Origin of the sequence: Geodermatophilus maliterrae, from assembly GCF_041018925.1 — a bacterium.
In the GTDB taxonomy this organism is placed as follows: domain Bacteria; phylum Actinomycetota; class Actinomycetes; order Mycobacteriales; family Geodermatophilaceae; genus Geodermatophilus; species Geodermatophilus maliterrae.
The window spans coordinates 139,663-161,832 of record NZ_JBFNXQ010000001.1 but is presented as its reverse complement, the minus strand read 5'-3'; the positions used below and the strand labels follow the sequence as shown (position 1 = coordinate 161,832).

Here is a 22,170-nt window from a genome sequence, read left to right as displayed (position 1 = left end):
GCGTGGCGGTCCGGCCGCTGCGCGACGGGCCGACGACGAGCAGTCCGCCGGTGCGGCGGAGGTCGACCGTCAGCACCGTCCCCTCGTCCCCGCCCGGCCCGACCGGGAGGGCCCCGGGGAGGCCGGGCGGGACCCCGGCCGGCGCCGGTGCGGTCGCCGGCAGGACCGGGTCGGCCGGCAGCTCGGGGACCCGGAGGGCCAGCGGGCCGTCCGACACCGCGTGCGGGGCCGGGCGCAACGGCCGGGGGAGCGCCACCTGGCACTCGCGCGCCTCCTCCCCGAGCAGCGCGCGTCCGGGTGGCCGGTTGCCGGGGACCGACCGCACCGGGATGCCGGCGACGGCGTAGTCGGCGCGGTCGGGCAGCGGGAGGACCAGCCGGGTCCCCACGGCCGCGGCCAGCCGTCCGCCCGGAACGGCGCGGTCGGCGGTCACGACACAGGTGAGGCCGGCCGCGGCGCCATCGCGGACCAGCCGGAGGAACTCCGCCGACCCCTGGCCGGGCACGGACTCGTCCAGCTGGGCCGTCAGCGCCTCCACGCCGTCGACGAGCAGGAGCACGACCGGGCCGGGATCGCCGGGACCGGCCCGCCGCGCGGCCGTCTCCTCGCCGAGCCGGGTCAGCAGCCGCACCGTGCGGAGGGCATCGGAGGCACCGACCACCGTCCCGGTGTGCGCGAGCCGTGCGGCCTCCGCCCCGAGCGCTCCACCGCCGTGGTCGAGGACGTGGACGTGCAGCCGGTCCGGCGGCAGCTGGGCGACCGCCTCGGCCAGGACGGTCCGCAGCAGCGTGGTGCGGCCGCTGCGGGGGCCGCCCACGGCCAGCCACCCACCGCCGCGGGCCAGGTCGAGGACGAGGGGTTCCCGGGCCTGCCGCTCCGGACGGTCCACCAGCCCGACGAGCAGCTGTGTCGGCGGCCGGTGCGCGGTGCCCGGGTCGGTAGCGGGGCTCGGCGTGAGGTCGGCGGCCTCGAGCCGGTCGGGCAGCGCCGGGCGCCACGGGCGGTGTGGGCGGCGCAGGCCGGTCCGTTCGGCGAGCTCGGTGGTCACGGCGGCGATCCGGGCGAGGTCGGAGGGGACCGCGCCGGTGCCCGTCGTCCCCGAGGCGGGCGGGGGTGCGGCACGAGCGGGCCACTCCCAGCGGCGGACGGCCGGGCCGCTCGCCTCCTGCGGGTCTCCCAGGGCCACGCCCGCCGCCTGGAAGGCCACCGGCCGCCCGCTGCCGATGCGCAGGAAGCCGCGGCCGGGACGGTCCACGGGCACGCTCGCCGCGTCGGGGCCCCCGAGCACGTCGCGGGAGTCGGCGTCGTCGGTGGTGCGCAGGCACAGCCGCAGGGAGCAGTTGGCCCGGATCTCCGGCGAGACGACACCGCTCGGTCGCTGCGTCGCCAGCACCAGGTGCACGCCCAGCGAGCGGCCCCGCTGGGCGATCCCGACCAGGCCGGGGACGAACTCGGGCAGTTCCTCGGTCAGGCCGGCGAACTCGTCCACGACGATCACCAGCCGCGCCAGGTCCACCTCCGGCGGCAGCGTCCCGACGTCGGGGACGCCGGCGGCCGCCAACAGCGCCTCACGGCGGGTGAGCTCCGCGGAGAGCGAGCGCAGGGCGCGGGCCGTGGCCGCTGCGTCCAGGTCGGTCACCACGCCGACGGTGTGCGGGAGGGACACGGCCTCGGCGAAGGCCGCGCCGCCCTTGTAGTCCACCAGCAGGAAGCTGCAGCGGTCCGGCGGGTGCGCCAGCGCCAGCCCGGCGACGAGCGTCCGCAGCAGCTCGGACTTGCCCGAGCCGGTCGTCCCGGCCACGAGGGCGTGCGGCCCGTCGCGGCACAGGTCGACCTCCGCGACGCCGTCCGCGGTGATGCCCAGCCGGGCGCGCAGCGACGTCCGGCTCCGCGACCAGTCCACGGGGACGTCCGCGCCGGTCGCCCCGCCGCCGGCGAGGTCGAGCAGCCGCACCGCGGAGGGCAGCGCCGCGGCCGGCGGGACCGGCGCGAGCGCGGCCAGGTCCCGCGCCAGGCGGGCGGCGACCGCGGGCGGCAGGCGGTCGACGACCAGCTCCGCCCGGTCGCCCGTGCCATCCCGGTCGAGCACTCCGCTGTCCCCGGTCTCGCCGCCCACCTGGAGGACGGCGTCCGCGGTCCCCGCGAGCTGCTCCACCCGTCCGGCGAGACCCACGGTGACCACGCCGGCGTCCCGGGCGCCGCGGAGCGCGGCCCGCAGCACCGGGTCCACCGGCCGGTCGACGACCAGGACCAGCCGGTGCCCGGCTCCCTGCCTCGGTGCCCCCGCCCGCCGGCCCGGGCGCTGGATCCCGCCCGGCTGCCCGGCCAGGTCCGCGAGCCAGGTCAGCAGCGCACCGTCCTCCGCTTCGGCGGACGACTGCTCCTCCGGCTGCACGTGCACCGACCCCGGCGCCACGTGGGGCAGCCAGCGGGCCCAGGACCAGTCCGCGAGCCGCCCGCTCGTGGTCAGCACCGCCACGTCGACGTCCCCGGGTGGTGCGGATGTCACCAGCTGGGCGAGCACCCCTGCCACCACGCCCAGAGCCGGCCCGCGCGGCCCGCTCACGCCGAGGCCGCCGGTGCCGGCCAGGTCCACCGTCACCGGCAGGTCGGCTGCCGGCTCGGGCTCCCGGCGGCCGTCCTCGAGCCGGGACACCCGCGTGACGCCGGGCCCGGTACCCAGGCGGACCACCAGGACCCCGGGATCCCCGGCGCCGCGGTGCCACAGGAGGCTGGTCCGCCGCCGCGCCGCCGCGGTCAGCGTGGCGAGGTCGGGACAGGCCTGACGGGCCGAGCGGACGTCGGCGCGCACCGCCTCGGCCAGGCGTTCGCGCGCCGTCCGCAGCTCCCCGGCGTGGGCCCCCGCCGCCCGTCGCGCACTCCGTGAGCCGCTCCACCGGTCCGATGCCCAGGTGCCGACGGCGACGACCGGGCTGAGCAGCGCGAAGAACAGGAACGTGGGCGCCGACAGGACCCACGCCAGCGACACACCGGCGACCGCGGGCAGGACGACGGCGACCCAGGCGAGGCGGCGCCGGGGCGCGGCCACCGGGGCGTCGGGCAGCCGGACCTCCACGTGGGGGTGCACCGGGGCCGGCCGTGGGGCCGGCTGGACCAGCCACCGTCCCCCCGGGCCGGGGCGGAGCCCGACCGGGCCGTCCCGCGGACCGGTCACCGCCACCGAGCTGGCGCCGACCCGCAGCACGGCCCCGGAGGGCCACTGGTGCGCCTCCCGGCCGAGATCGGTGTCGTCGAGCCGGCTGCCGTTGATGGAGCCCAGGTCGGTGACGGTGATGCCGCCGGCGCCCACGTCCAGCTGCACGTGGCGGCGGGAGACGCCCGGGTCGGGGAGGGGCAGCGTGGCACCGGCGCCGCGGCCGAGCACGTGCCGGCCGGTGGTCAGCGGGACGGTGGTGCCGGCCGCGGGACCACCGACGACGTGCAGCTCCAGCGGGTGCTGCGCCGGTGCGCCCGAGCGCGGGACCGGCCGGCCCAGGCCGAGGACGGCGCCGTGGGCCAGCGCGGGATGGGTCAGCGGCAGCTCCTCGGGCAGCCGGGTGCTGCCCGACCACAGCGCGGCCGGGGGGACGCCGAGGGTCGTCGCGAGCTCGGACAGGACCGCGCCCAGCCGGGCGTCGTCCGCGGCCCGGACCTCGACGTCGACGGCGCCCCCGGGACCGAGGACGGTCCAGCAGCGCGGCTCGGCGGGTGCGGTGGGTGAGGCGGGCACCCGCCGACGGTGGAGCGCGGAGGCGACCCGCGGGGTGGCCGGGCGGGGCCTGTGGACGGCGGACCCTGCTGTGGACGATCGATCGGCCCCGGACCCGCGTCCGGCCTACCGTCCGCTGCCACCGGGGAGGTCCCGGGACGGACAGGAGGAACCATGAAGGTCGACATCGCCACCCTGCAGTCGATGGCCGGGCAGTGCCAGGCCGAGGCCGCCGAGACGGGGTCCCGTCACGCGACCCTGTCGAGCAGCGTCAACACCTCGGTGCTCGACGGGTGGACCGACAGCCAGGCGGCCGTGCAGTTCAGCGCCCTCTACGAGCAGTGGCGGCTCTCGGCGCAGGGGGTGAGCGACGCCCTGACCGGCATGGGGGGCCTGCTCGCGCAGGTGGCCGGTTCCTACCAGCAGCACGAGGCGGACGTGGCCGCCCGGATCGGCGCCCTGCTCTGACCTCCGCCGCGACGGTCAGCCGGGTGGCGCCGCGGCGGGCACCGGGGCCCGCCCGGCGCCCAGCCGCCGGCGCAGCGCCGCGAACACCTCCGGCGCCTTCTCCCAGGGCAGGATCGACAGGATCGCGATGCAGTGCGGCAGGAAGATGATCGTGACGCCGGCGTAGACCATGACGTGGAAGCCGAGCAGCAGCACCACGAGCGCCACCCGCGCCCGGTTCGACCACACCAGCAGCATCAGCGGTGCGGCGAACTCCAGCGCGAGCATCGCGAACTGCAGGGTCATGAGCAGGCCGGGCACCTCGAGCGTCCAGTCGGACAGGAAGGTGCCGCGGCGGACGACGGCGCGGGTCAGCGTGGACCCGGTCGCCCAGTCCCAGCCGCCGAAGCGCGTCTTCGCCCAGGCGGCCAGGAAGTAGGTGAGCATCACGGTGACCAGCACCGCGGCCATCGCCCACCCCGCGGCCTCGGACGAGCGGCGGTCCCGCCAGCGGGCCACGCCGATCGTCGGCAGCACCGCGAGGGCGACGAGGTAGGCGATGCGGTCGTGGTCGACCTTGCCGTAGCTCATCGCGATGACCATCCACTCGAAGTAGAGGAGGAACACCGCGGTACCGAGCAGGCGGGGCGCGCGACCGGTGGCCGCGGCGAGCGCGGCGGCCACCAGCGCCCACTGGACGACGTGGACGACGGTCGAGGTCGGCGTGGGCAGGTTCAACAGCTCGCCGACGACCAGCGGCTGGTAGTAGGCGGTCGGGACGTCGGCGTGCGCGCTCACCCACGCGGTGGTGAGGAAGACGTCCACCGGGATGAACAGGTAGGCGATGGTGCGGAACACCGCGATCCGCGCCAGCGGGACCGGCCGGGTCCACCAGTGGGAGACCGCACCCAGCCGGCCCCGGTCGCCCGTGCCCGGGTGGGCCGCGGGGGTGGGCGCCGGTGCGGACGTGGATCGAGCGCTCACGGGCAGACCTCCAGGTCCTGGTCGACGAGGACCCGGTCGGTCCACTCGCCGGTGAGCGCACCGTCGGTCAGTTCGAAGCGGCGCTGCACCACCTGCACCTCCACGAGGGGCTCGGCGCCGGGGTGGTGCTCGGCGTAGGTGTCGGCGAGCAGGACCAGCAGCGACGGGTCGTCGACGAGGCGGGGCAGCTGGCCCTCGAACTCGGCGCGGCGCAGGCCGACCTCGCCGCCGGAGAGGCGTACCTCCTCGCCGTCCCCGGTGAACCCGACGACGCGGGTGGACACGACGGGGGAGTCGGTGTCGGCGCGGGTCGAGTACATCTTGAACGGGCCGAACGGGAAGGAGGCGTCGGTGCCCCAGACCGTGCCGGCCAGCAACAGGGCCAGGACCACGGAGGAGGCGGCCAGGCGGGTGCGGCGCCCGGTCGGGGACAGCGTCACGACCTCCGCCTCCGCGGGCTCGCCGACGCGGGAGGGGTGGACCACCCGCGCATCGTAGGATCGGCGGCGGTCCAGATGGGTCACCGGCGCGCGTCGTGGCACCTGGCCTCCCGTGCCGGGGCGGTCCGTGTGCGCTGCCGTGTCCGATCACCCCACGACGACGTCGGGAGCGCGCAGATGCAGTTCGGTCGGTACTACGAGGAGTTCGAGGTCGGGGCGGTCTACAAGCACTGGCCCGGGAAGACCGTCACCGAGTACGACGACCACCTGTTCTGCCTCATCACGATGAACCACCACCCGCTGCACCTGGACACCCACTACGCGGCGGAGACCACCGACTTCGGCAGGAACGTCGTGGTCGGCAACTACGTCTACTCGCTGCTGCTCGGCATGAGCGTCCCGGACGTGTCGGGCAAGGCCATCGCCAACCTGGAGATCGAGTCGTTGCGGCACGTGGCGCCGACCTTCCACGGCGACACCGTCTACGGCGAGACGACCGTGCTGGACAAGACCCCGTCGAAGTCCAAGGACGACCGCGGCGTCGTGTACGTCGAGACGATCGGCTACAAGCAGGACGGCACCGTCGTGTGCGTCTTCCGGCGCAAGGTGATGGTGCCCAAGCGCTCCTACGGCGAGGCCCGCGGCGGCGAGCAGCCCGGCCGCCCGGAGCCGGCCGCCCGCTGACCGCCGGCCGGCGGGGCTCACGTCCGCGGAGGCGGGGCCCGGCCGGGCGGCGGCTCAGCCGGGCAGGGCGCCCCAGCCGCGCAGCGTCGCCACGAGCTCCGGCGTGCAGGCCAGGCGGTCGAGGTCGGCGGCGTCGGCGAAGGTGACCGCGTCGGCGTCGTCGCCGGGCGCCGGCTCGGCGGGGCCCCCGGTCAGCGCGCAGACGATGTCGACGACGTCGTAGACCACGCCGTCCCCGGGGATAGTGATCCGCCCGACCGGCTCCCCGGCGCGGACCACCAGCCCGGTCTCCTCGCGCACCTCCCGCTCGACGGCCTCGGCCAGCGACTCACCGGGCTCCACCCGCCCCCCGGGCACCGACCACAGCCCGCGGCCCGGGGCGTTGCGCCGGCGCACGAGGAGCAGCCGCCCGGCGTCGTCGAGCACCACGGCCCCCACGCACGCCTGCACGGGCAGCGCCGCGACGGCGGGCGGACGGGAGTCGTCGCCGGCGGGGGAGGCGGGCACCCGCGCAGGGTACGGCGGCGCGCCGGGCCGCGTCGTCCTGCGCTTGACGGGAGCCCCGAGTGACAGGACGGTGTGACCCGATGAGCGCCTCCCCGGTCTGCCCTCGCTGTGGCGAGCCGCTCGTGGTGCGTCCGGGGGACTCCGCGCAGGCCTGGTGCCACCTGCACGGCGCGGTCACGCCCCTGCACCACACCGCGCTGATCGCCCACGACGCCATCGCCGCCGTCACCGCCGACGCCCGCGTGCCGGCCTGGGTGCCCGACCCCGTGCCCTCGGGCTGGTCGGTCACCGGCCTGGCCTGGGGCGGCGAGCCCGGCGCCCGCGCGATCGTCGTCGGGTGCGCCGGCCCGGCGCCGCTGGGCGGGTCGGCCGAGCTCGTGCTGGTCGCGGAGGAACCGGGCATGGGGGTCGGCTGTGGCTACGCCGGCCTGCCCGGCCTGGATCCCGGTGACGTGATCACCGGGCCCTCCTCGGCGTCGGTCGAGGCCGCCGGCCAGCACGCGCCGCTGTGGGCGGTGCCCACCTCCGACGACCGGGCCGCCTTCGTCGGCGAGGCCTACGGCGTGTGGCTGTGGCTGGTCATGTGGCCGATGTCGGCCGGGTGGCTGCTGGCCGAGGAGATGGAGCTGCTCGACCTGCGCGACCGGCTCTACCCCGACCTGCCGCTCGGTCCGCCCAGCGAGCACCTGCTGCCGGGGGAGTGAACGTGTCCGGTCCCGGTCGGCGTGTCCGCGAGGGGAGCCGTGGGGCCTGTGTTACGCATGGGGTCGGCCTCCGGGCCGAGCCGCGCGGGCACCCGTCCGCGGGTCCGAGCTGATCCCCGGAGGTGGCGGTGCTGAAGAAGGTGCTCGTCTGGCTGGCCGTCGCCTTCGTCGTCTTCTACGTGATCCAGCAGCCGGAGTCCTCGGCCGAGATGGTCCGCAGCGCCGGCACCGCCCTCGGCGACGCCGCCTCCTCGCTCGCCGCCTTCGTCGGCTCCCTCGTCTAGCGGGCCGTGACCGGCCCGGCGCGCTCGGCGGACAGCCGCCCGCCGCGGTGGGCCAAGGACGCCGCCAAGTACCTCCTCCCCGGCGAGGAGGCCGTCGTGGCCACCCGCCGGCACTGGGCGGTCCTGCTCGAGCCGGCCGTCAAGCGCCTGCCCGTGCTGGGCGTCGGTCTGTGGGTGCTCACCCTCGACCCGGAGAACCGGGTGAGCTCCACCGTCGGCGCCCTCGTCGTGCTCTGGGCGCTCGGGTCCTTCGCCCTGCGGGCCGGTGAGTGGTGGATGCGGCACTTCATCGTCACCCGCCGCCGGGTGCTGCTGACCTCGGGCATCGTCGCCCGCACGGTCACGCTGCTGCCCCTGCGCCGCATCACCGACCTGACCTGGAAGGAGACGCTGCTCGGCCAGCTGCTGGGCTACGGCACCTTCCGCTTCGAGTCGGCCGGCCAGCAGCAGGCGCTGTCGCAGATCACCTACCTGCCGCGGGCCGACCGGCTCTACCACCAGGTCAGCGCGCTGCTGTTCAGCAGCGACCGGGGCGGCGCGGCGTCCGGCGACGACGAGGGCAACGCCGAGCCGCCGGGGGACCACGGGCGTGGCCGGCACGACACCCAGCCCATCCCCGGGGCCGGCACCGCGCGCGAGGACGGCCCCGGACGGGCCTGAGCGGCCCGACCGCACCTGGGGGACGCTGGATGCCGATGCGCATCGACCTGCACACCCACTCGTCGGTGTCCGACGGCACCGACGAGCCCACGGCCCTGCTGGCCACCGCCCGCGCCGCCGGCCTCGACGTCGTCGCGCTGACCGACCACGACACCACGGCCGGGTGGGCGGCGGCGGAGACCGCCCGTCCTCCCGGACTGACCGTCGTCCCGGGCATGGAGCTGTCCTGCCGCTGGTTCCCGGCCGGCCGGCCGCCGGTCAGCGTGCACCTGCTGGCCTACCTGTTCGACCCTGCGCACCCCGGCCTGGCCGCCGAGCTGACCAGGCTGCGCGCCGAGCGGCTCAGCCGCGGCGAGCGGATCGTCACCGCGCTCGCCGCCGCCGGCTACCCGGTGGTGTGGGAGCGGATCGTCGCGGCCAGCGGCGGGGGCGTGGTCGGCCGGCCGCACGTGGCCCGCGCGCTGGTCGAGGCCGGCGTCGTCGGGTCCGTCGACGAGGCCTTCACCGAGCTGCTGCACCACCGCGGCCCGTACCACGTCGTCAAGGCCGACACCGACGTCCTCGACGGGATCCGGCTGGTCCGCGCGGCCGGCGGGGTGCCCGTGTTCGCGCACGGCCTGGCCACGAGGCGCGGACGGGTGGTCGACGACGCCGCGATCGCCGCGATGGCCGCCGCCGGGCTGCTCGGTCTCGAGGTCGACCACCCCGACCACGGTCCCGCCGAGCGCGACCACCTGCGCGGACTGGCCGGCGAGCTCGGGCTGCTCACCACCGGCTCCAGCGACTACCACGGCGTCAACAAGACGACGCCGATCGGCGCCTGCACCACCGACCCGGCGCAGTACGAGGCGCTGCTGGCCGCCGGCACGGGGAGCGCGCCGCTGTCGGGCTGACGTGGGAGTCGTCGGTACGGCGGTTAGCGTGGCCGGCATGGCAGGCGCGCAGCTGGAGATGCCGGGCATGCCCCAGCGGCTGTTCCCCGCGACGCCGAGCAAGCTGGCCACCTTCGCCGACTGCCCGCGCCGCTACCGCTACGCCTACGTCGACCGCCCGACCCCGCCCAAGGGCCCGCCGTGGGCGCACAACACCGTCGGCTCGGCGGTGCACGCGGCGCTGCGGTCGTGGTGGGAGCTGCCCCGCGACCGCCGCACCGCCGTCGCCGCCCGGCAGCTGCTGTACGGCGTCTGGTCGGCCACCGGCTTCCGCGACGGCGGGCAGGCCGAGCGCTGGCGGGCGCGCGCCGCGGGCTGGCTCACCGACTACGTGGCCGAGCTCGACCCCGACGACGAGCCGGTGGGCACCGAGCGCCAGGTCGCGGCCACCACGCAGCGGCTGGCGCTGTCGGGGCGGGTCGACCGCATCGACCAGCGCGGCGACGAGCTCGTCGTCGTCGACTACAAGACCGGCCGGGTGCCCAGCACCGACGACGAGGCGCGCGGGTCACCGGCGCTGGCGGTCTACGTCCTCGGCGTCCAGCGCACGCTGCGCCGGCCGTGCCGCCGGGTCGAACTGCACCACCTGCCCAGCGGCACGGTGGCCGCCTTCGAGCACACGGAGCGCTCGCTGGCCAACCACGTCCGGCGGGCCGAGGACGTCGCGGCCGACATCGCCGTCGCGACCACGGCGCTCGAGGACGGCGTCCCGCCCGACGAGGCGTTCCCGGCCGTGCCCGGCCGGCAGTGCGGCTGGTGCGACTTCCGGCCCAGCTGCCCGGCCGGCCAGGCGGCGACGCCGGCCCGCGAGCCCTGGAGCTTCCTGGCGGCCGACGACGACGAGGCCGCGACCTAGGCGCTCGCGGCGGCGTCGGCCGCGGTCCGCTCGAAGCCGGCGCGCACGACCGGCGACAGCCGCGCCCACGTCGGCAGCGCCAGCACCCCGGTGCGGAACGCCCACAGCGCCGCGGTCGCCGCGGTGTCGGTGACCGCCAGTCCCGGCAGGGAGCCCAGCCGCCGCGCCCACGACGGCAGGGTCGCCACCGCCAGCGAGGCGAGCGTCCCCCACGCCGGGCGAGCCGGGGTGAGGAGCTGCACCCAGCGCGGCATCGGCGGGACGACGACGAAGCGCCACGCGTCGCGCGCCGCCGGGGTCACGGCCAGCTCCGGGCGGACCCGGTCGAAGTAGGCGGCAAGCGTGGCCACCGAGTCGGGCACCCCCGCGGCGTCGACGCCGATGAGCTCCGCGGCGACGACCTGCTCGGCCACGTAGCGGTCGGCCTCCTCGTCGGTGACCACGCCGGCGCGGCGGGCGACGTCGAGCAGCGAGTCGACCTCGCAGCAGTGCACCCACAGCAGCAGGTCGGGGTCGTCGACCCGGTAGCTGCGGCCGGTGGTCTCCTCGGTGCCGCCCAGCCGCTGGTGCAGACCACGCACCCGCCGGACGGCGCGCACCGCCTCGCGGCGGGTGCCGAAGGTGAGCGTGTCGACGTACTCGGCGGTGCGGGTCAGCCGCTGCCACGGCGATTCCCGGAACACCGAGTTGCGCGCGACGCCGTCCATGGCGACCGGGTGCAGGGCCTGCAGCAGCAGCGCGCGCAGCCCGCCGACGCTGTACACGGGGTCGGCGTGCACCCGCCAGGTGATGCTGGCGGGACCGAAGAAGCCGAGCCGGTCCTCCTCGTCGGTCCAGTCGCGGGCCGAGGGACGCAGGCCGCTCACGCCGCGGTCCCGGCCAGCGAGGACCAGAAGGACTCGAGCACCTCGACCGTGCGCGGTGGGTTCTCGATGGCGGGGGAGTGGATCGCGGCCGGGATGACCTCGTGGCGGGCGCCGAGGCGGGCGGCCATGTCGGCCTGCGCGGCGGGCGTCCACGCGTCGTCGGCCTCGCCGTGGGCGACCAGCACCGGGACCCCGGTGGCGGCCAGCTCGGCGACCCGGTCGGGCTCGGTGGTCATCGCCGCAGCCATCCCGCGCAGCCCGGCGGCGCTGTTGGCGAGGAAGCGGCGGGCGTAGAAGGCGCGGGTCGGCTCGGGGACCGCCCGGGCGCGGGGGTCGGTCATGGCGAGCTGCTCGAGCGTGGCGTGCACCAGCGGGACACCGCCGGCGTCCAGCAGCGGGCCGAGGTGGTCCAGCAGCTCGACCCGCGGGCCGACCAACCGGGCCGGCCCGGAGCCCAGCAGGGTCAGCGACCGGAAGGCGCCCGGGTCGGCGAGGACGGCGGCGCGGGCGACCAGGCCACCGAAGCTGTGCCCCAGCAGGTGCACGGGCCCGGTCTCCGCCTGCAGCAGGTGGGCGACGGCGACGACGTCGGCGGCGAGCTCGGAGACGGTGTACGCGGCCGGGTCGTCGGGACCGGGGGACTCGAACTGCCCGCGCTGGTCGATCGCCACGACGCGGTGGCCGGAGGCGGCCAGCGGGGCTAGCAGCGGGGCGAAGTCCTCCTTGCTGCCGGTGTACCCGGCCACCATGAGCACCGTGCCGCGCGGCCCGTCGCCGCCGGTGTCGAGCGCCGCCAGCGGGCCGGCCCGGCCGGGGAGGGTGCGCGGCGTCGCGTCGTGGTCGGCGAGCTGGCGCAGGTCGTCAGGGGCGACGGCGAGGGAGAGCGCAGGCGTCTCGGGGCTCCCGGGCAGGACCATGGTCCCCAGTGAACCTCGCGACGGGCGAGCGCGCCGCGGACGGCGGACCTAGCTGTAGCCGACCACCCGGTCGGGCAGGCGGTACACCAGCACGGGGCCCACGACGGAGGTCCGCCCGCCCGGGGCGAGGCCGCCCTCGACGGCCGCGCGGTCCACCTCGCTGCCGGTGGCCAGGTCGCGCAGCACGAAGCCGTCGGCCTCGGGCACCCACACCTGCGTCGTGTCGGTCGCCGACGGCAGGCCGAGGGCGGGCAGCTGCCACACGGGCGCGCCGGTGGTGCGGTCCAGCGCCCGGACGGTGCCGCGGGCCCACACCAGCGCGAGGTCGCCGACACCGGCCTGGTGCAGCACCTCGTCCCCCGGGTCCCCGGCGGCCGCGGGCAGCGGGAGCTGCTGCAGCAGGGCGCCGTCGTCCGGGCGGTGCACGAGCAGGGTGTCGCCGGCGACGACGTCGACGAGCCGGTCGACGCCGGTCAGCCGCACCGTGCCCCCCTCGGGGACGGCGAGGTCGCGGGTCCACCGGGCCTCGCCGGAGAACCCGTCGAACAGACGCAGCTGCACCGCGGCCGAGTCGGGGCAGCGCTGCAGCACGGCCACGCCGGTGCTGCCGACGTCGGACCCGACGAGCCGGCAGCCCTCCGGGGCGACGTAGCGCCAGCGGACGTTGTCGCCCACCGGGTCCAGCACGACGATCCCGGTGGCGCTGCTGGCGAGCACGACCCGGTCGGTACCGGCCAGGACGGCGTCGCCGCGCAGGCTGAGGTTTCGCGTCCAGGCCCGCACGCCGGTGGCCGCGGTCAGCGCGAGGGCCTCGTCGCAGCGGTCCCGGGTGCGGAAGACGGCGACCACCAGCCCGTTGACGGCGGTGACGTCGCACAGCCGCGCGTCGGCCCGCCGGTAGTGCCAGGCCTCCTCGCCGGTGGCGCCGTCGAGCGCGGTGAACCCGTGCGCGTCGGGCACCAGGACCCGCCCGCTCTCGACGACGCGCCGGGGCAGGGGAGCGCCGGCGTCAGCCGACCAGGTCTGCGCCACCTGCGCGGCCGGGGCCGCGTCGGGGACGGCCGGCTCCGGTGCCGTCGTGCTGTCGGTGGCCGCGACGCTCGACCCCCGCCACAGCAGCGTGGCGACGACGACCAGCGCGAGCGTGGCCGCCGTCCAGACCCACACCCGCAGTGGCGGGGGACGCAGCGACGGGGAGCGCGACGCCACCGGCGGACGCCGGTGTCAGGCGGCGGACTCGGAGTCGCCGCCGGAGCCGCTGTCGGACCCGCCCGCGGAGTTGGCCGCCGAGCTGGTCGCGGAGTTCTCGCCGCCACCGCGCTTGGCGCCACCGCGGCGACGACGGCGCCGGCGCGGCGACGAGGAGCCCTCGCCGTCGGCCACGGGGGCCTCGGCGGCGGGCGAGCCACCCTCGGCGGTGGAGGTGTCGTCCTCGGCGGTGGGGGTGTCGTCCTCGGCGGTGGGGGTGCCGCCCTCGGCGTCGGAGCCGCTCCGGGTGCGCCGGCGCGAGCGGGAGCCGGAGCGGGCGGGCCGCTCGCGGTCCTCGCGGGGCTCCTCGCGGGCGGGCCCGCGGCCGGCGCCCCTCGTGCGCTTGCCGGTCTCGCCGAGGTCCTCGAGCACCTCGGCGTCGAGGCCCTCACGGGTGCGCTGGGCCCGGGGCAGGCGGCCGGTCGCGCCCTCGGGGACGTCGAGGTCGCTGTAGACCCACGGGGAGGTGGAGTAGGTCTCCGGCGGGTCGGCGAAGTCGAGGTCGAGCGCCTTGTTGATCAGCTGCCACCGGGGGATGTCGTCCCAGTCGACCAGCGTGACGGCGACACCGGTGCTGCCGGCCCGGCCGGTGCGGCCGATCCGGTGCACGTAGGTCTTCTCGTCCTCGGGGCACTGGTAGTTGACGACGTGGCTGACGCCGGTGACGTCGATGCCGCGGGCGGCGACGTCGGTGGCGACCAGGACGTCGACCTTGCCGCTGCGGAAGGCGCGCAGCGCCTGCTCGCGGGCGCCCTGGCCCAGGTCGCCGTGCACGGCGGCCGCGGCGAACCCGCGGTCGACCAGCTCGTCGGCGACCTTCTGGGCGGTGCGCTTGGTGCGGCAGAAGACCATGACCAGGCTGCGGTCGCGCGACTGCAGCACGCGGGCCAGCAGCTCGGGCTTGTCCAGGTTGTGCGCCCGGTAGATGAACTGCGTCGTCTGCGGGACCGTCGAGCCCTCGTCGTTGCCGTGGGCGCGGATGTGCGTCGGCTGGGTCATGAACGACCGGGACAGCGTCACGATCGGGCCGGGCATGGTCGCGGAGAACAGCATCGTCTGCCGCTTCTCCGGGACCATCGCCAGGATCCGCTCGATGTCGGGCAGGAAGCCCAGGTCGAGCATCTCGTCGGCCTCGTCGAGGACGAGGACCTTGACCTTGCCGAGGACGAGGTGGCCCTGCTGGGCGAGGTCGAGCAGCCGGCCCGGGGTGCCGACGACGACCTCGACGCCGGCCTGCAGCGCCGAGACCTGCGGCTCGAAGGCACGGCCGCCGTAGATGGCCTGCACGCGGGTGCCGCGCTTCCTGCCGGCGGTGGCCAGGTCGCGGGCGACCTGTACGCACAGCTCACGGGTGGGGACGACGACCAGCGCCTGCGGGACGCCGTCGCCGCCCTCGGCCGGCGGGACGATGCGCTGCAGCAGCGGGACGCCGAAGCCGAGGGTCTTGCCGGTGCCGGTGCGGGCCTGACCGATGAGGTCGTGGCCGGCCAGTGCCAGCGGGAGGGTGAGCTCCTGGATGGCGAAGGTGCGGGTGATGCCGACCTCGGCCAGCGCCGCGATGACGTCGGGGTGCACGTCGAAGTCGCTGAACAGCGGGCTGTCCTCGGCGACGGGGGCGCCGCCGAGCTGCTCGACGGTCTGCTCGAGCTGCTCGGGGGCCGGCGCGCCGGTCTCGGCGTGGTCGAGCTCGGGAGTGGTGGGGGTGCTCTCGATGGAGGTCAGTGGTCTCGCCTCTGGTCGGCTGGGGGAGCGGCCGGGGGCGACGTCGACGTCGCCCGGCACTCCGCGGTCGGGTGTCGCGGGAAGTGCGTTCCAGCGCCGACGCGGCCAGCGGACCGGGTGGACCCCCGGGGACGGCCCCTCGCCCGGGATGACTCCCCAGGGCGTCGCGGGGCGTTCGTCAGCGCACAGATACCAGCGAGCCTGGCGGCCCGCTTGTCCCCATGGTAGCGCGGACAGCGGTTAGCCTCGGTCGCCGCGCGGGGGACGCCTCGCGACCTCCCCCTCCCGGGGTGGGTGTGCGCGGCACCGACCTGCGCCGGAGGCGCCCACGACCACCGCCCGGAGGCGCCCGTGACCACGGTCGAGACCCGAGCCGTCGTCGACCTGCTCGGCGTGCTGGCCTACGCCGAGCTGACGGCGTTCGACCGGCTGGCGGAGGACGCCCGCATGGCGCCGACCCCGGCCGGCCACGCCGCACTGGCCCGCATGGCCGCCGCCGAGATCGGCCACCACGACCGGCTGGTCCGGCGGCTGGGCGAGCTGGGTGCCGACCCGGCCTGGGCGATGGCCCCCTTCGTGCCGGCGCTCGACGGGTTCCACGCCAGCACCCGGCCGCGGACGTGGCTCGAGGGCCTGGTGAAGGCCTACGTCGGGGACGGGCTGGCCGCCGACTTCCACCGCGAGATCGCCGGGTTCCTCCCCGAGCCGGACCGGTCGCTCATCCTCGAGGTGCTCGCCGACACCGGCCACGCCGACTTCGCCGTCCGCGAGGTGCGCGCCGCGATCGCCGCCGAGCCCGCGCTGGCCGGCCGGCTGGCGCTGTGGGGACGTCGGCTGGTCGGGGAGGCCATCTCCCAGTCGCAGGCGGTCATCGCCGACCGCGAGCAGCTGGCCCGCCTGATCACCACCGGCACCGGGGACGTCGCGGGCATCGGGCGACTGATCGACCGCATCACCGCCGCGCACACCGAGCGGATGCGGACCCTGGGCCTCAACCCCTGACAGACGCCGACGGGGCGCCCCCGCGGCTGCGGGACGCCCCGTCGGGACGCGGTCCTCGCTCAGGCTCCGCCGGCGACGAAACCGACCCGGCGCTGGTCGGCCTGGGCGATCTCCACGTAGGCGATGCGGTCGACCGGGACGAGGACGCGGCGCCCGCGCTCGTCCTCCAGGGTCAACAGCCCGTCCTTCGTCGCACCGCCCATGGCGGCGGCCACGTCGGCAGCGATCTCTTCAGGGGTCTTCGGGCTGTCGACGACCAGCTCCCGGGGGGAGTGCTGGACACCGATCTTGACTTCCACGGGGGATGCCTCCTCGGGTTGCACGGCTGACGACCACGCTAGTCCAGCGCCGGTCGGGCGGCCCCGCCGCGCGGGTGCGCCGACAGCGAACGCGCAGCCTGCACGGACCTGGCGCGAGCCTGCGAGGGTGGGGAGGACGGGCGGCCCTCCTGCAGGGTCCCGCCGCGAGCGTCCGAGTGGTGGGGGGCAGGGGGGTCCTCCTTCAGCCGGTGGCCGGCTCGCCCTCGACCCGCGGGAACCGGGAGATGCCGCGCCAGGCCAGCGACGACATGAGCGACACCGCCTCCTCGCGCGGGAGCGTGCCCTTCTGGGCCAGCCACCAGCGGGCGCTGGTCTCGGCCAGCCCGGTCAGCCCCGAGGCGAGCAGGTGCGCCTGCTCGGGCGAGCTGCCGGTGTCCCCGGCGATGACCTCGGCGACGGCCTCGACACACGCCCGGTTGCCGCGGTCGACGAGCGCGCGGACCTCGTCGTCGTTGCGCAGGTCGGACTCGAAGACCAGCCGGTAGGCTCCGCCCTCGGCGTCGACGAAGTCGAAGTAGGCACCCACCGCGCCGTGCACCCGGTCGCGGTTGTCCTGCGTGCCGGCCATGGCCTCGCGCACCCGGTCGGTGAGCTCGGTGACCTGCTGCTCGAGGAGCGCCAGGTACAGCTCCCGCTTGCCGGGGAAGTGCTGGTAGAGCACCGGTTTGCTGACGCCGGCGCGGTCGGCGATGTCGTCCATCGCCGCGGCGTGGAAGCCGTGGGCGACGAACACCTCCTGCGCAGCCTGGAGCAGCTGCAGCCGCCGGGCACCCCGGGGCAGCCGCGAGGTGCGGCGGACGGGGACCGGGCGTGAGGACTGCATGGCGCGGAGGATGTTACCGGCGGGTCACCGGCCGCACGCGGGGCGTCGGCCTGACATACGGTCGCCGGGTGCCCGAGGCCTCCCGCACGCGCACCCGCCGAGCCCCGGCGCCGCCCACCGTCGCGCCGTCGTCCACCGCGCGCCCGTCGACGGCGCCGCTGCCGCCGACCGACCCCCCGCCGCCGGCCTGGCCGGGCGCGCAGCTGCCCGTCCGGGGCGGCGCGGTCCACGTGCGCACCACCCCGTGGGCCGGCCGGCCCGGCGCACCGCGGGAGCGGGCGCTCTACGTGCACGGCCTCGGCGGGGCCTCCACCAACTGGACCGACCTGGCCGCCCTGCTCGCCGTCCGCTGTGAGGGCTGGGCGCTCGACCTGCCCGGCTTCGGGCGCTCCTCGCCGACGCCCGGCGGCTCCTACTCCGTCGGTGGCCACGTGCGGGCCGTCGTCGAGGTGCTCGAGCACGTCCGGGCGCAGCCGGGGGAGGCCGCCGGCCGGCCGGTGCACCTGCTCGGCAACAGCCTCGGCGGGCTGGTCACCCTGCTGGTCGCCGCGCGGCGACCGGACCTCGTCGCCTCCCTGACGCTGGTCTCCCCGGCGATGCCGGTCTACCGCGTGCCGCAGGCCTTCGGGCGGGCGCTGCTGCTGGTCCTGCTGCCCGGTGTCCCGTCGCTGGCCGAGCGGCGGCTGGCCGGGGTGACCCCGGAGCAGTCGGTGCGCGGGATGCTGCAGATGTGCTTCGGCGACCCCGCGCGGGTCCCGCGCGAGCGGCTCGACGCCGCCGTCGAGGAGATGCGCGAGCGGACGTCGCAGGCGTGGGCCAGCCGGGCGCTGGTCCGCAGCATGCGCGGGCTGATCACCTCCTACCTGCGGGTGGGCCGGGCCAACGCCTGGCGCCTGGCCCGCGCGCTGCGCGTGCCGACGCTGGTCGTGTGGGGCGACCGCGACCGCCTCGTCGACCCGCGCCTGGCGCCGCGCCTGGCCGCCGCCGTCCCCGGCGCGCGGCTGCTGGTCCTCGAGGGCGTCGGTCACGTGGCGATGCTCGAGGCGCCCGAGGAGACGGCGCGTGCGGTGCTCGGCATGCTCGAGGACGCCGCGGCGGAGGCCCCGGCCGGCACCTCCGCGGACACGGCGGCTCCCGAGGAGCGGGCCGGCTGACCCACGGCGCGCCCCCGACCCGGGTGGGCCCGTCTCCGCAGGGGCCGTGAGAACCTGACCGAGGACGCGTGGTGACGGCCCTCGGCCGCCTGCGTGACCGGCAGGACGAGACGCGGCCGGCCCCGAGCGCCCGGCCGCAGGGACGGGTGAGGAGGCCGCTGTGGCAGGACCCCCCTCCGGTCGGCCGCCCGGTCCGGAGCCGGTCCGCGGCCTGCCCCGCGTCCCGCCCCCGCCGGCACGGCGTCCGGGAGCCCGGGAGACGCCCGCGCCGCCGGCCCGTCCCTCCTCCCCTCGCCCCCCGGCGCGGTCCCGACCGGCCGGGCCGCTGGTCGCCCGCCGCGACCCGCTCGCCGTCCGCGAGGACGCCGGACGGCGTCCCGCCGGGTCCCGGCCGGTGCCGCCGCGCCGCCCCGCCGGCCGGCTGCGCCGCTTCGTCGCCCGCCACGGCTGGCGGGCCTACGCCATCCCGCTGCTCACCGTCGCCACCGTGCTGACCCTCGTCGACTTCGTGCTCACCGCGGGCGGGAGCGAGCCGGCCCCCACGGCCGTCGTCACCGGCACCGGTGCACCCGCCGGCGAGACGCCGGCCGGCACGGCGGCGACCACGTCCCCGCCCGCTCCTCCAGCCCCGGCCGAGGGTGACGCCGGCCCGACCGACGTGCCCCCGGCGACCACCGCCGTGACCTACGTGGAGCAGGGCGCCGGCAGCGTGACGGTCGTCCCCGGCAGCTCCGCCGTCCAGGGCAGCGGTCCGCTGCAGCGCTTCGTCGTCGAGGTCGAGGACGGCATCGGTGTCGACGGCGCCGCGTTCGCCGCCGCGGTCGAGGCCACGCTCGGCGACCCGCGCTCGTGGGGGAGTGGCGGGCGGATGTCGTTCCAGCGGGTCGGCGAGGCCGAGGCGGCGGCCGGCGACTACGACTTCCGGGTCAGCCTGGTCAGCCCCGGGAGCATGGAGCGCTACTGCCCGGGCGTGGGCACCGGCGGCTACACCTCCTGCCGCTACGGCGAGCGCGCCGTCATCAACCTGGCCCGCTGGGAGACCGCCGTCCCGCACTACGACGGTGACATCGCCACCTACCGGCAGTACGTGGTCAACCACGAGGTGGGCCACGCCCTGGGCAACGGCCACCAGGAGTGCCCGGGGCCCGGTCAGGTGGCGCCGGTCATGCAGCAGCAGACACTCGGCCTCGACGGGTGCGTGAAGAACGCCTGGCCGTACGCGTAGGCAGCGTGTCGAAAGGCCTGGGAGGGCAGGGACTCCGGGTCTAGGCTCTCCCTCGGTGCGCCGGGAAGCCTGGTCGGCAGTCGTGTCCGCGACTCCGATCGGAGCACCTCGATGGCCGTCCCTGCCGGCGTCCCCGCCCTGCGTGCCGAGCGCCTGACCAAGCACTTCGGCGGCACCCACGCCGTCGAGGACCTCACCCTCGAGGTGCCGGCCGGCGAGGTGTTCGGCTTCCTCGGCCCGAACGGCGCGGGCAAGTCCACGACCATCCGGATGCTGCTCGGGCTGTTGCGCCCCACGTCGGGGCAGGCGTGGGTGTTCGATACACCCGTCGCGGACGTCGAGCAGGCGCACGTGCACCTCGCGTACGTGCCCGCCGACGTCGCGCTGTGGCCGTCGTTCACCGGCCAGGAGTGCCTCGACCTGCTGGCGGGGGTGGGCCCGGGCACCGACCTCGGCTACCGGGCCGAGCTGGTCGAGCGGCTCGGGCTCGACCCCGGGAAGCGGGCCCGCGCCTACTCCACGGGCAACCGGCAGAAGGTGGCGCTCGTGGCGGCCTTCGCCACCCGGGCGCCGCTGCTGGTGCTCGACGAGCCCACCAGCGGCCTGGACCCGCTGATGGAGCGGGAGTTCCGGCGCTGCATCGGCGAGGCGACCGGGCGGGGCCAGACGGTGTTCCTCAGCTCCCACCAGCTGGCCGAGGTCGAGGCCGTGTGCACGCGGGTCGGGATCCTCCGCGCCGGGCGGCTGGTCGAGGTCGCCGGGCTCGAGGAGCTCCGCCGGCTGCGCCGCTCGGAGGTCACCGTCGACCTGGCCCGCCCCGCGCCGGGGCTCGAGTCGCTGTCCGGCCTGCCCGGCGTGGCCGACGTCCGCTGGAGCTCGCCGCTGCGGCTCACCCTCGCGCTCACCGGGCCGCCCGGGCCGGTGCTCCGCGCGCTCGGCGAGGCCGACGTCGTCCGGCTCGACGTGCGCGAGCCGACGCTCGAGGAGATCTTCCTCGACTACTACGGCCGGGCGGCGGCGTGAGCACCCGGACCCCGCCCCGCACCGCGCCGTCCACCGAGCGGCCCGCGCTCCGGCGGGCCGGAGCCGCCGTCACCGGCGGGCTGGTCCGGGAGCTGCGCCGCGGCACCGTCGTCGTCGCCGTGGTCTGCGGCGGGCTCGCCGGCTTCGTGGCGCGGGAGTACGAGCGGACCCTCAGCGGCGCGGTCGGCGCCGACTCGCTGGCCGCGCTCGCGGAGAACCCGGCCATCCGCACGCTGTTCGGCCCACCGGTGGCCCTGGACGACCCCGGCGGTTTCACCGTCTGGCGCACCGGCACGGTGCTCGCCGTCCTGGCCGGTGTCTGGGCCGCGCTCGCCGCCACCCGCGTCACCCGCGGCGAGGAGGACGCCGGGCGGGCCGAACTCCTGCTCGCCGGGCGCATCCGCCTGACGTCCCTGGTGCGACGCGCGCTGGCGGTCGTCCTCGGGGCCGGAGCGCTCGTGGGCGCGGCCCTGACCCTCGGCACGCTGCTCGCCGGCACCGCGGCCGCCGGCGCCGTCCTCTTCGGGGCGCTGGTCGGCGGCACGGCGATGGTCGGCGGCGCCCTGGGCGTGCTGGCCGGGCAGCTGCTGCCCGAGCGCCGCGCCGCCTCGGGGCTCGCCGTCGGGCTGCTCCTCGCCGGCCTACTCACCCGCATGGTCGGGGACGGCGTGCCGGCCCTGTCCTGGCTGCAGTGGCTGAGCCCCTTCGGGCTGGTCGCTCGGGTGGCGCCCTACGCCGGGGACCGGGTGGCGCCGCTGCTCGTGCTCGCCGCGCAGGTCGCCGTCCCGTCCGTGGCGGCCGTGGCCCTCGCCGGGTCACGGGACGCCGGCACCGGACGCTGGCGGGGCCGCGACCGCCCTCGGGCGCCGAGCCGGCTGCTGCGGTCCCTCCCCGGTCTGGCCGTGCACCGCACCCGCCGGCCGACGGCGACCTGGTCGGCCGGCGTGGCCGCCTACTTCCTGCTCATCGGACTGCTGGCCACGGCGATGGTGGACTTCCTGCGGGACAACCCCGTCTTCGCGCAGATGGCCGCCGCGGCCGGGTTCGCGCGGCTGGCCTCCGTGCAGGGCTACGCCGCGTCGCTGTTCTCGCTGCTCGCCGTGCCGGTGGGCGCCTATGCAGCGGGGCGGGTGGCGGCCGTCGCGGCCGACGAGGCGGCGTCCCGGCTCACGCTGCTGTACTCCCGGCCGGTCTCGCGGGTGCGCTGGGCGACCTGGGAGACCGCGGTCGTCGCCGTCGGCACCGTGCTGGTGGCTGCCGCCGCGGGCGTGGCCGCGTGGGCCGGCGCGACGTGGGTCGGCGCCGGGCTCGGCCTCGGGGAGGCGCTGCGCGGCGCGCTGTCCGTCGTCCCCGTCGCCCTGCTGTGCCTCGGTGCGGGGCTGCTCGCGCTGGGCTGGGTGCCATCGGCCGTCCTCGCCGTGGGGGTCCTGCCCGCCGCGGGCGGCTACCTGCTCCTGGTGCTCGCCGACAGCTTCGGCTGGCCGGCCTGGGTCCGGGAGGTCTCGCCGTTCGCGCACCTGGCGGCCGTCCCCGCCGAGCCGGCCGACGTCGCCGGGACCGCCGGGATGCTGGCCGTCGCCGTGGTCCTGGGTGTGGTCGGGATCGTCGGCTACGCCCGCCGGGACCTCCGCGGCTAGGGGAATCAGCATGGCTGCCACCCTGT

22 protein-coding genes are annotated in these 22,170 nt (G+C 77.1%); 12 read left to right on the top strand and 10 right to left on the bottom strand.

Annotated elements, in window-relative coordinates; all coding sequences use genetic code 11:
- Window positions 1-3,730 (bottom strand): type VII secretion EssC family protein (locus ABQ292_RS00820; RefSeq protein WP_369202237.1); only part of this gene is annotated, 3,730 nt, incomplete at its 3' end.
- A gap of 153 nt (window positions 3,731-3,883) precedes the next feature.
- Here ABQ292_RS00820 and ABQ292_RS00815 point away from each other — a divergent pair.
- Window positions 3,884-4,177, top strand: a complete 294-nt coding sequence (locus ABQ292_RS00815) for a WXG100 family type VII secretion target (protein ID WP_369202235.1) — start codon at window positions 3,884-3,886, stop codon at window positions 4,175-4,177.
- A gap of 15 nt (window positions 4,178-4,192) precedes the next feature.
- Here ABQ292_RS00815 and ABQ292_RS00810 read toward each other — a convergent pair whose 3' ends face one another.
- Complete coding sequence (locus ABQ292_RS00810; protein WP_369202233.1) at window positions 4,193-5,140, bottom strand: HTTM domain-containing protein; 948 nt, start codon at window positions 5,138-5,140, stop codon at window positions 4,193-4,195.
- Complete coding sequence (locus tag ABQ292_RS00805) at window positions 5,137-5,625, bottom strand: hypothetical protein (RefSeq protein ID WP_369202231.1); 489 nt, start codon at window positions 5,623-5,625, stop codon at window positions 5,137-5,139. Before ABQ292_RS00805 ends, ABQ292_RS00810 begins: the two co-directional genes overlap by 4 nt.
- A gap of 132 nt (window positions 5,626-5,757) precedes the next feature.
- Between ABQ292_RS00805 and ABQ292_RS00800 the strand changes: the two genes are divergently transcribed.
- The gene (locus tag ABQ292_RS00800; RefSeq protein ID WP_369202229.1) at window positions 5,758-6,264 is read left to right on the top strand and encodes a MaoC family dehydratase; all 507 of its coding nucleotides are present in this window, start codon (window positions 5,758-5,760) and stop codon (window positions 6,262-6,264) included.
- Window positions 6,265-6,318: 54 nt separating this feature from the next.
- Here ABQ292_RS00800 and ABQ292_RS00795 read toward each other — a convergent pair whose 3' ends face one another.
- Window positions 6,319-6,771 (bottom strand): NUDIX domain-containing protein, encoded by a 453-nt coding sequence (locus ABQ292_RS00795; RefSeq protein ID WP_369202227.1) that lies wholly within the window; start codon window positions 6,769-6,771, stop codon window positions 6,319-6,321.
- Window positions 6,772-6,851: 80 nt separating this feature from the next.
- Between ABQ292_RS00795 and ABQ292_RS00790 the strand changes: the two genes are divergently transcribed.
- From ABQ292_RS00790 to ABQ292_RS00770, 5 genes are all read left to right on the top strand, one after another.
- A complete protein-coding gene (locus ABQ292_RS00790) occupies window positions 6,852-7,475 on the top strand; it encodes a DUF6758 family protein (protein ID WP_369202225.1) in 624 nt (207 codons plus the stop codon).
- A 128-nt stretch (window positions 7,476-7,603) separates the two neighbouring features.
- Window positions 7,604-7,759, top strand: a complete 156-nt coding sequence (locus ABQ292_RS00785) for a hypothetical protein (RefSeq protein ID WP_369202223.1) — start codon at window positions 7,604-7,606, stop codon at window positions 7,757-7,759.
- Window positions 7,760-7,765: 6 nt separating this feature from the next.
- Window positions 7,766-8,419: a PH domain-containing protein gene (locus ABQ292_RS00780; RefSeq protein WP_369202221.1), complete on the top strand. Its 654-nt coding sequence runs from the start codon at window positions 7,766-7,768 to the stop codon at window positions 8,417-8,419.
- Between the two features lie 29 nt (window positions 8,420-8,448).
- Entirely contained in the window at window positions 8,449-9,312 is an 864-nt protein-coding gene (locus ABQ292_RS00775) for a PHP domain-containing protein (protein ID WP_369202219.1), read from the top strand.
- Window positions 9,313-9,349: 37 nt separating this feature from the next.
- Window positions 9,350-10,207 (top strand): RecB family exonuclease, encoded by an 858-nt coding sequence (locus tag ABQ292_RS00770; protein ID WP_369202217.1) that lies wholly within the window; start codon window positions 9,350-9,352, stop codon window positions 10,205-10,207.
- Here the strand turns inward: ABQ292_RS00770 and ABQ292_RS00765 are convergent.
- From ABQ292_RS00765 to ABQ292_RS00750, 4 genes are read right to left on the bottom strand one after another with little or no spacing between them, the layout of a single operon-like run.
- Window positions 10,204-11,073 (bottom strand): oxygenase MpaB family protein, encoded by an 870-nt coding sequence (locus tag ABQ292_RS00765; protein ID WP_369202215.1) that lies wholly within the window; start codon window positions 11,071-11,073, stop codon window positions 10,204-10,206. The two genes, ABQ292_RS00770 and ABQ292_RS00765, sit on opposite strands and share 4 nt — an antisense overlap.
- Window positions 11,070-11,990 (bottom strand): alpha/beta fold hydrolase, encoded by a 921-nt coding sequence (locus tag ABQ292_RS00760; protein ID WP_369202213.1) that lies wholly within the window; start codon window positions 11,988-11,990, stop codon window positions 11,070-11,072. The genes ABQ292_RS00765 and ABQ292_RS00760 overlap by 4 nt, the downstream gene beginning before the upstream one ends.
- 48 nt (window positions 11,991-12,038) lie before the next feature.
- Complete coding sequence (locus ABQ292_RS00755; RefSeq protein WP_369202211.1) at window positions 12,039-13,199, bottom strand: outer membrane protein assembly factor BamB family protein; 1,161 nt, start codon at window positions 13,197-13,199, stop codon at window positions 12,039-12,041.
- A gap of 15 nt (window positions 13,200-13,214) precedes the next feature.
- A complete protein-coding gene (locus ABQ292_RS00750; protein WP_369202209.1) occupies window positions 13,215-15,020 on the bottom strand; it encodes a DEAD/DEAH box helicase in 1,806 nt (601 codons plus the stop codon).
- 291 nt (window positions 15,021-15,311) lie between these two features.
- Here ABQ292_RS00750 and ABQ292_RS00745 point away from each other — a divergent pair, with 291 nt between their 5' ends.
- On the top strand, window positions 15,312-15,962 hold the full coding sequence (locus ABQ292_RS00745) for a ferritin-like fold-containing protein (protein WP_369202207.1): 651 nt from the start codon (window positions 15,312-15,314) through the stop codon (window positions 15,960-15,962).
- Between the two features lie 59 nt (window positions 15,963-16,021).
- Here the strand turns inward: ABQ292_RS00745 and ABQ292_RS00740 are convergent, their stop codons facing one another.
- Both ABQ292_RS00740 and ABQ292_RS00735 read right to left on the bottom strand, forming a co-directional pair.
- Window positions 16,022-16,261, bottom strand: coding sequence for a DUF3107 domain-containing protein (locus ABQ292_RS00740; protein ID WP_204691371.1), 240 nt, complete (start codon window positions 16,259-16,261; stop codon window positions 16,022-16,024).
- A 202-nt stretch (window positions 16,262-16,463) separates the two neighbouring features.
- Window positions 16,464-17,105 carry a TetR/AcrR family transcriptional regulator gene (locus ABQ292_RS00735; RefSeq protein WP_369202205.1) on the bottom strand — a complete coding sequence of 214 codons (642 nt, stop codon included), beginning with the start codon at window positions 17,103-17,105 and terminating at the stop codon, window positions 16,464-16,466.
- A 68-nt stretch (window positions 17,106-17,173) separates the two neighbouring features.
- Here ABQ292_RS00735 and ABQ292_RS00730 point away from each other — a divergent pair, with 68 nt between their 5' ends.
- The 4 genes from ABQ292_RS00730 to ABQ292_RS00715 all read left to right on the top strand — a co-directional run bounded on the left by ABQ292_RS00730 (window position 17,174) and on the right by ABQ292_RS00715 (window position 22,144).
- Window positions 17,174-18,259 (top strand): alpha/beta fold hydrolase, encoded by a 1,086-nt coding sequence (locus ABQ292_RS00730; RefSeq protein ID WP_369202203.1) that lies wholly within the window; start codon window positions 17,174-17,176, stop codon window positions 18,257-18,259.
- Window positions 18,260-18,419: 160 nt separating this feature from the next.
- Window positions 18,420-19,484 (top strand): DUF3152 domain-containing protein, encoded by a 1,065-nt coding sequence (locus ABQ292_RS00725; RefSeq protein ID WP_369202201.1) that lies wholly within the window; start codon window positions 18,420-18,422, stop codon window positions 19,482-19,484.
- Between the two features lie 111 nt (window positions 19,485-19,595).
- Complete coding sequence (locus ABQ292_RS00720) at window positions 19,596-20,507, top strand: ABC transporter ATP-binding protein (RefSeq protein ID WP_369202199.1); 912 nt, start codon at window positions 19,596-19,598, stop codon at window positions 20,505-20,507.
- Window positions 20,504-22,144, top strand: a complete 1,641-nt coding sequence (locus ABQ292_RS00715) for an efflux permease Rv1217c-related protein (protein WP_369202197.1) — start codon at window positions 20,504-20,506, stop codon at window positions 22,142-22,144. The genes ABQ292_RS00720 and ABQ292_RS00715 overlap by 4 nt, the downstream gene beginning before the upstream one ends.
- The last annotated feature ends 26 nt before the right edge of the window (window positions 22,145-22,170 follow it).

Bases quoted from the DNA above. Each gene is read 5' to 3' on its own strand.
- ABQ292_RS00770 (WP_369202217.1), top strand. From the start codon at position 9,350: ATGGCAGGCGCGCAGCTGGAGATGCCGGGCATGCCCCAGCGGCTGTTC.
- ABQ292_RS00735 (WP_369202205.1), bottom strand. From the start codon at position 17,105: ATGCAGTCCTCACGCCCGGTCCCCGTCCGCCGCACCTCGCGGCTGCCC.
- ABQ292_RS00760 (WP_369202213.1), bottom strand. From the start codon at position 11,990: ATGGTCCTGCCCGGGAGCCCCGAGACGCCTGCGCTCTCCCTCGCCGTC.
- ABQ292_RS00775 (WP_369202219.1), top strand. From the start codon at position 8,449: ATGCCGATGCGCATCGACCTGCACACCCACTCGTCGGTGTCCGACGGC.
- ABQ292_RS00815 (WP_369202235.1), top strand. From the start codon at position 3,884: ATGAAGGTCGACATCGCCACCCTGCAGTCGATGGCCGGGCAGTGCCAG.
- ABQ292_RS00790 (WP_369202225.1), top strand. From the start codon at position 6,852: ATGAGCGCCTCCCCGGTCTGCCCTCGCTGTGGCGAGCCGCTCGTGGTG.
- ABQ292_RS00720 (WP_369202199.1), top strand. From the start codon at position 19,596: ATGGCCGTCCCTGCCGGCGTCCCCGCCCTGCGTGCCGAGCGCCTGACC.
- ABQ292_RS00800 (WP_369202229.1), top strand. From the start codon at position 5,758: ATGCAGTTCGGTCGGTACTACGAGGAGTTCGAGGTCGGGGCGGTCTAC.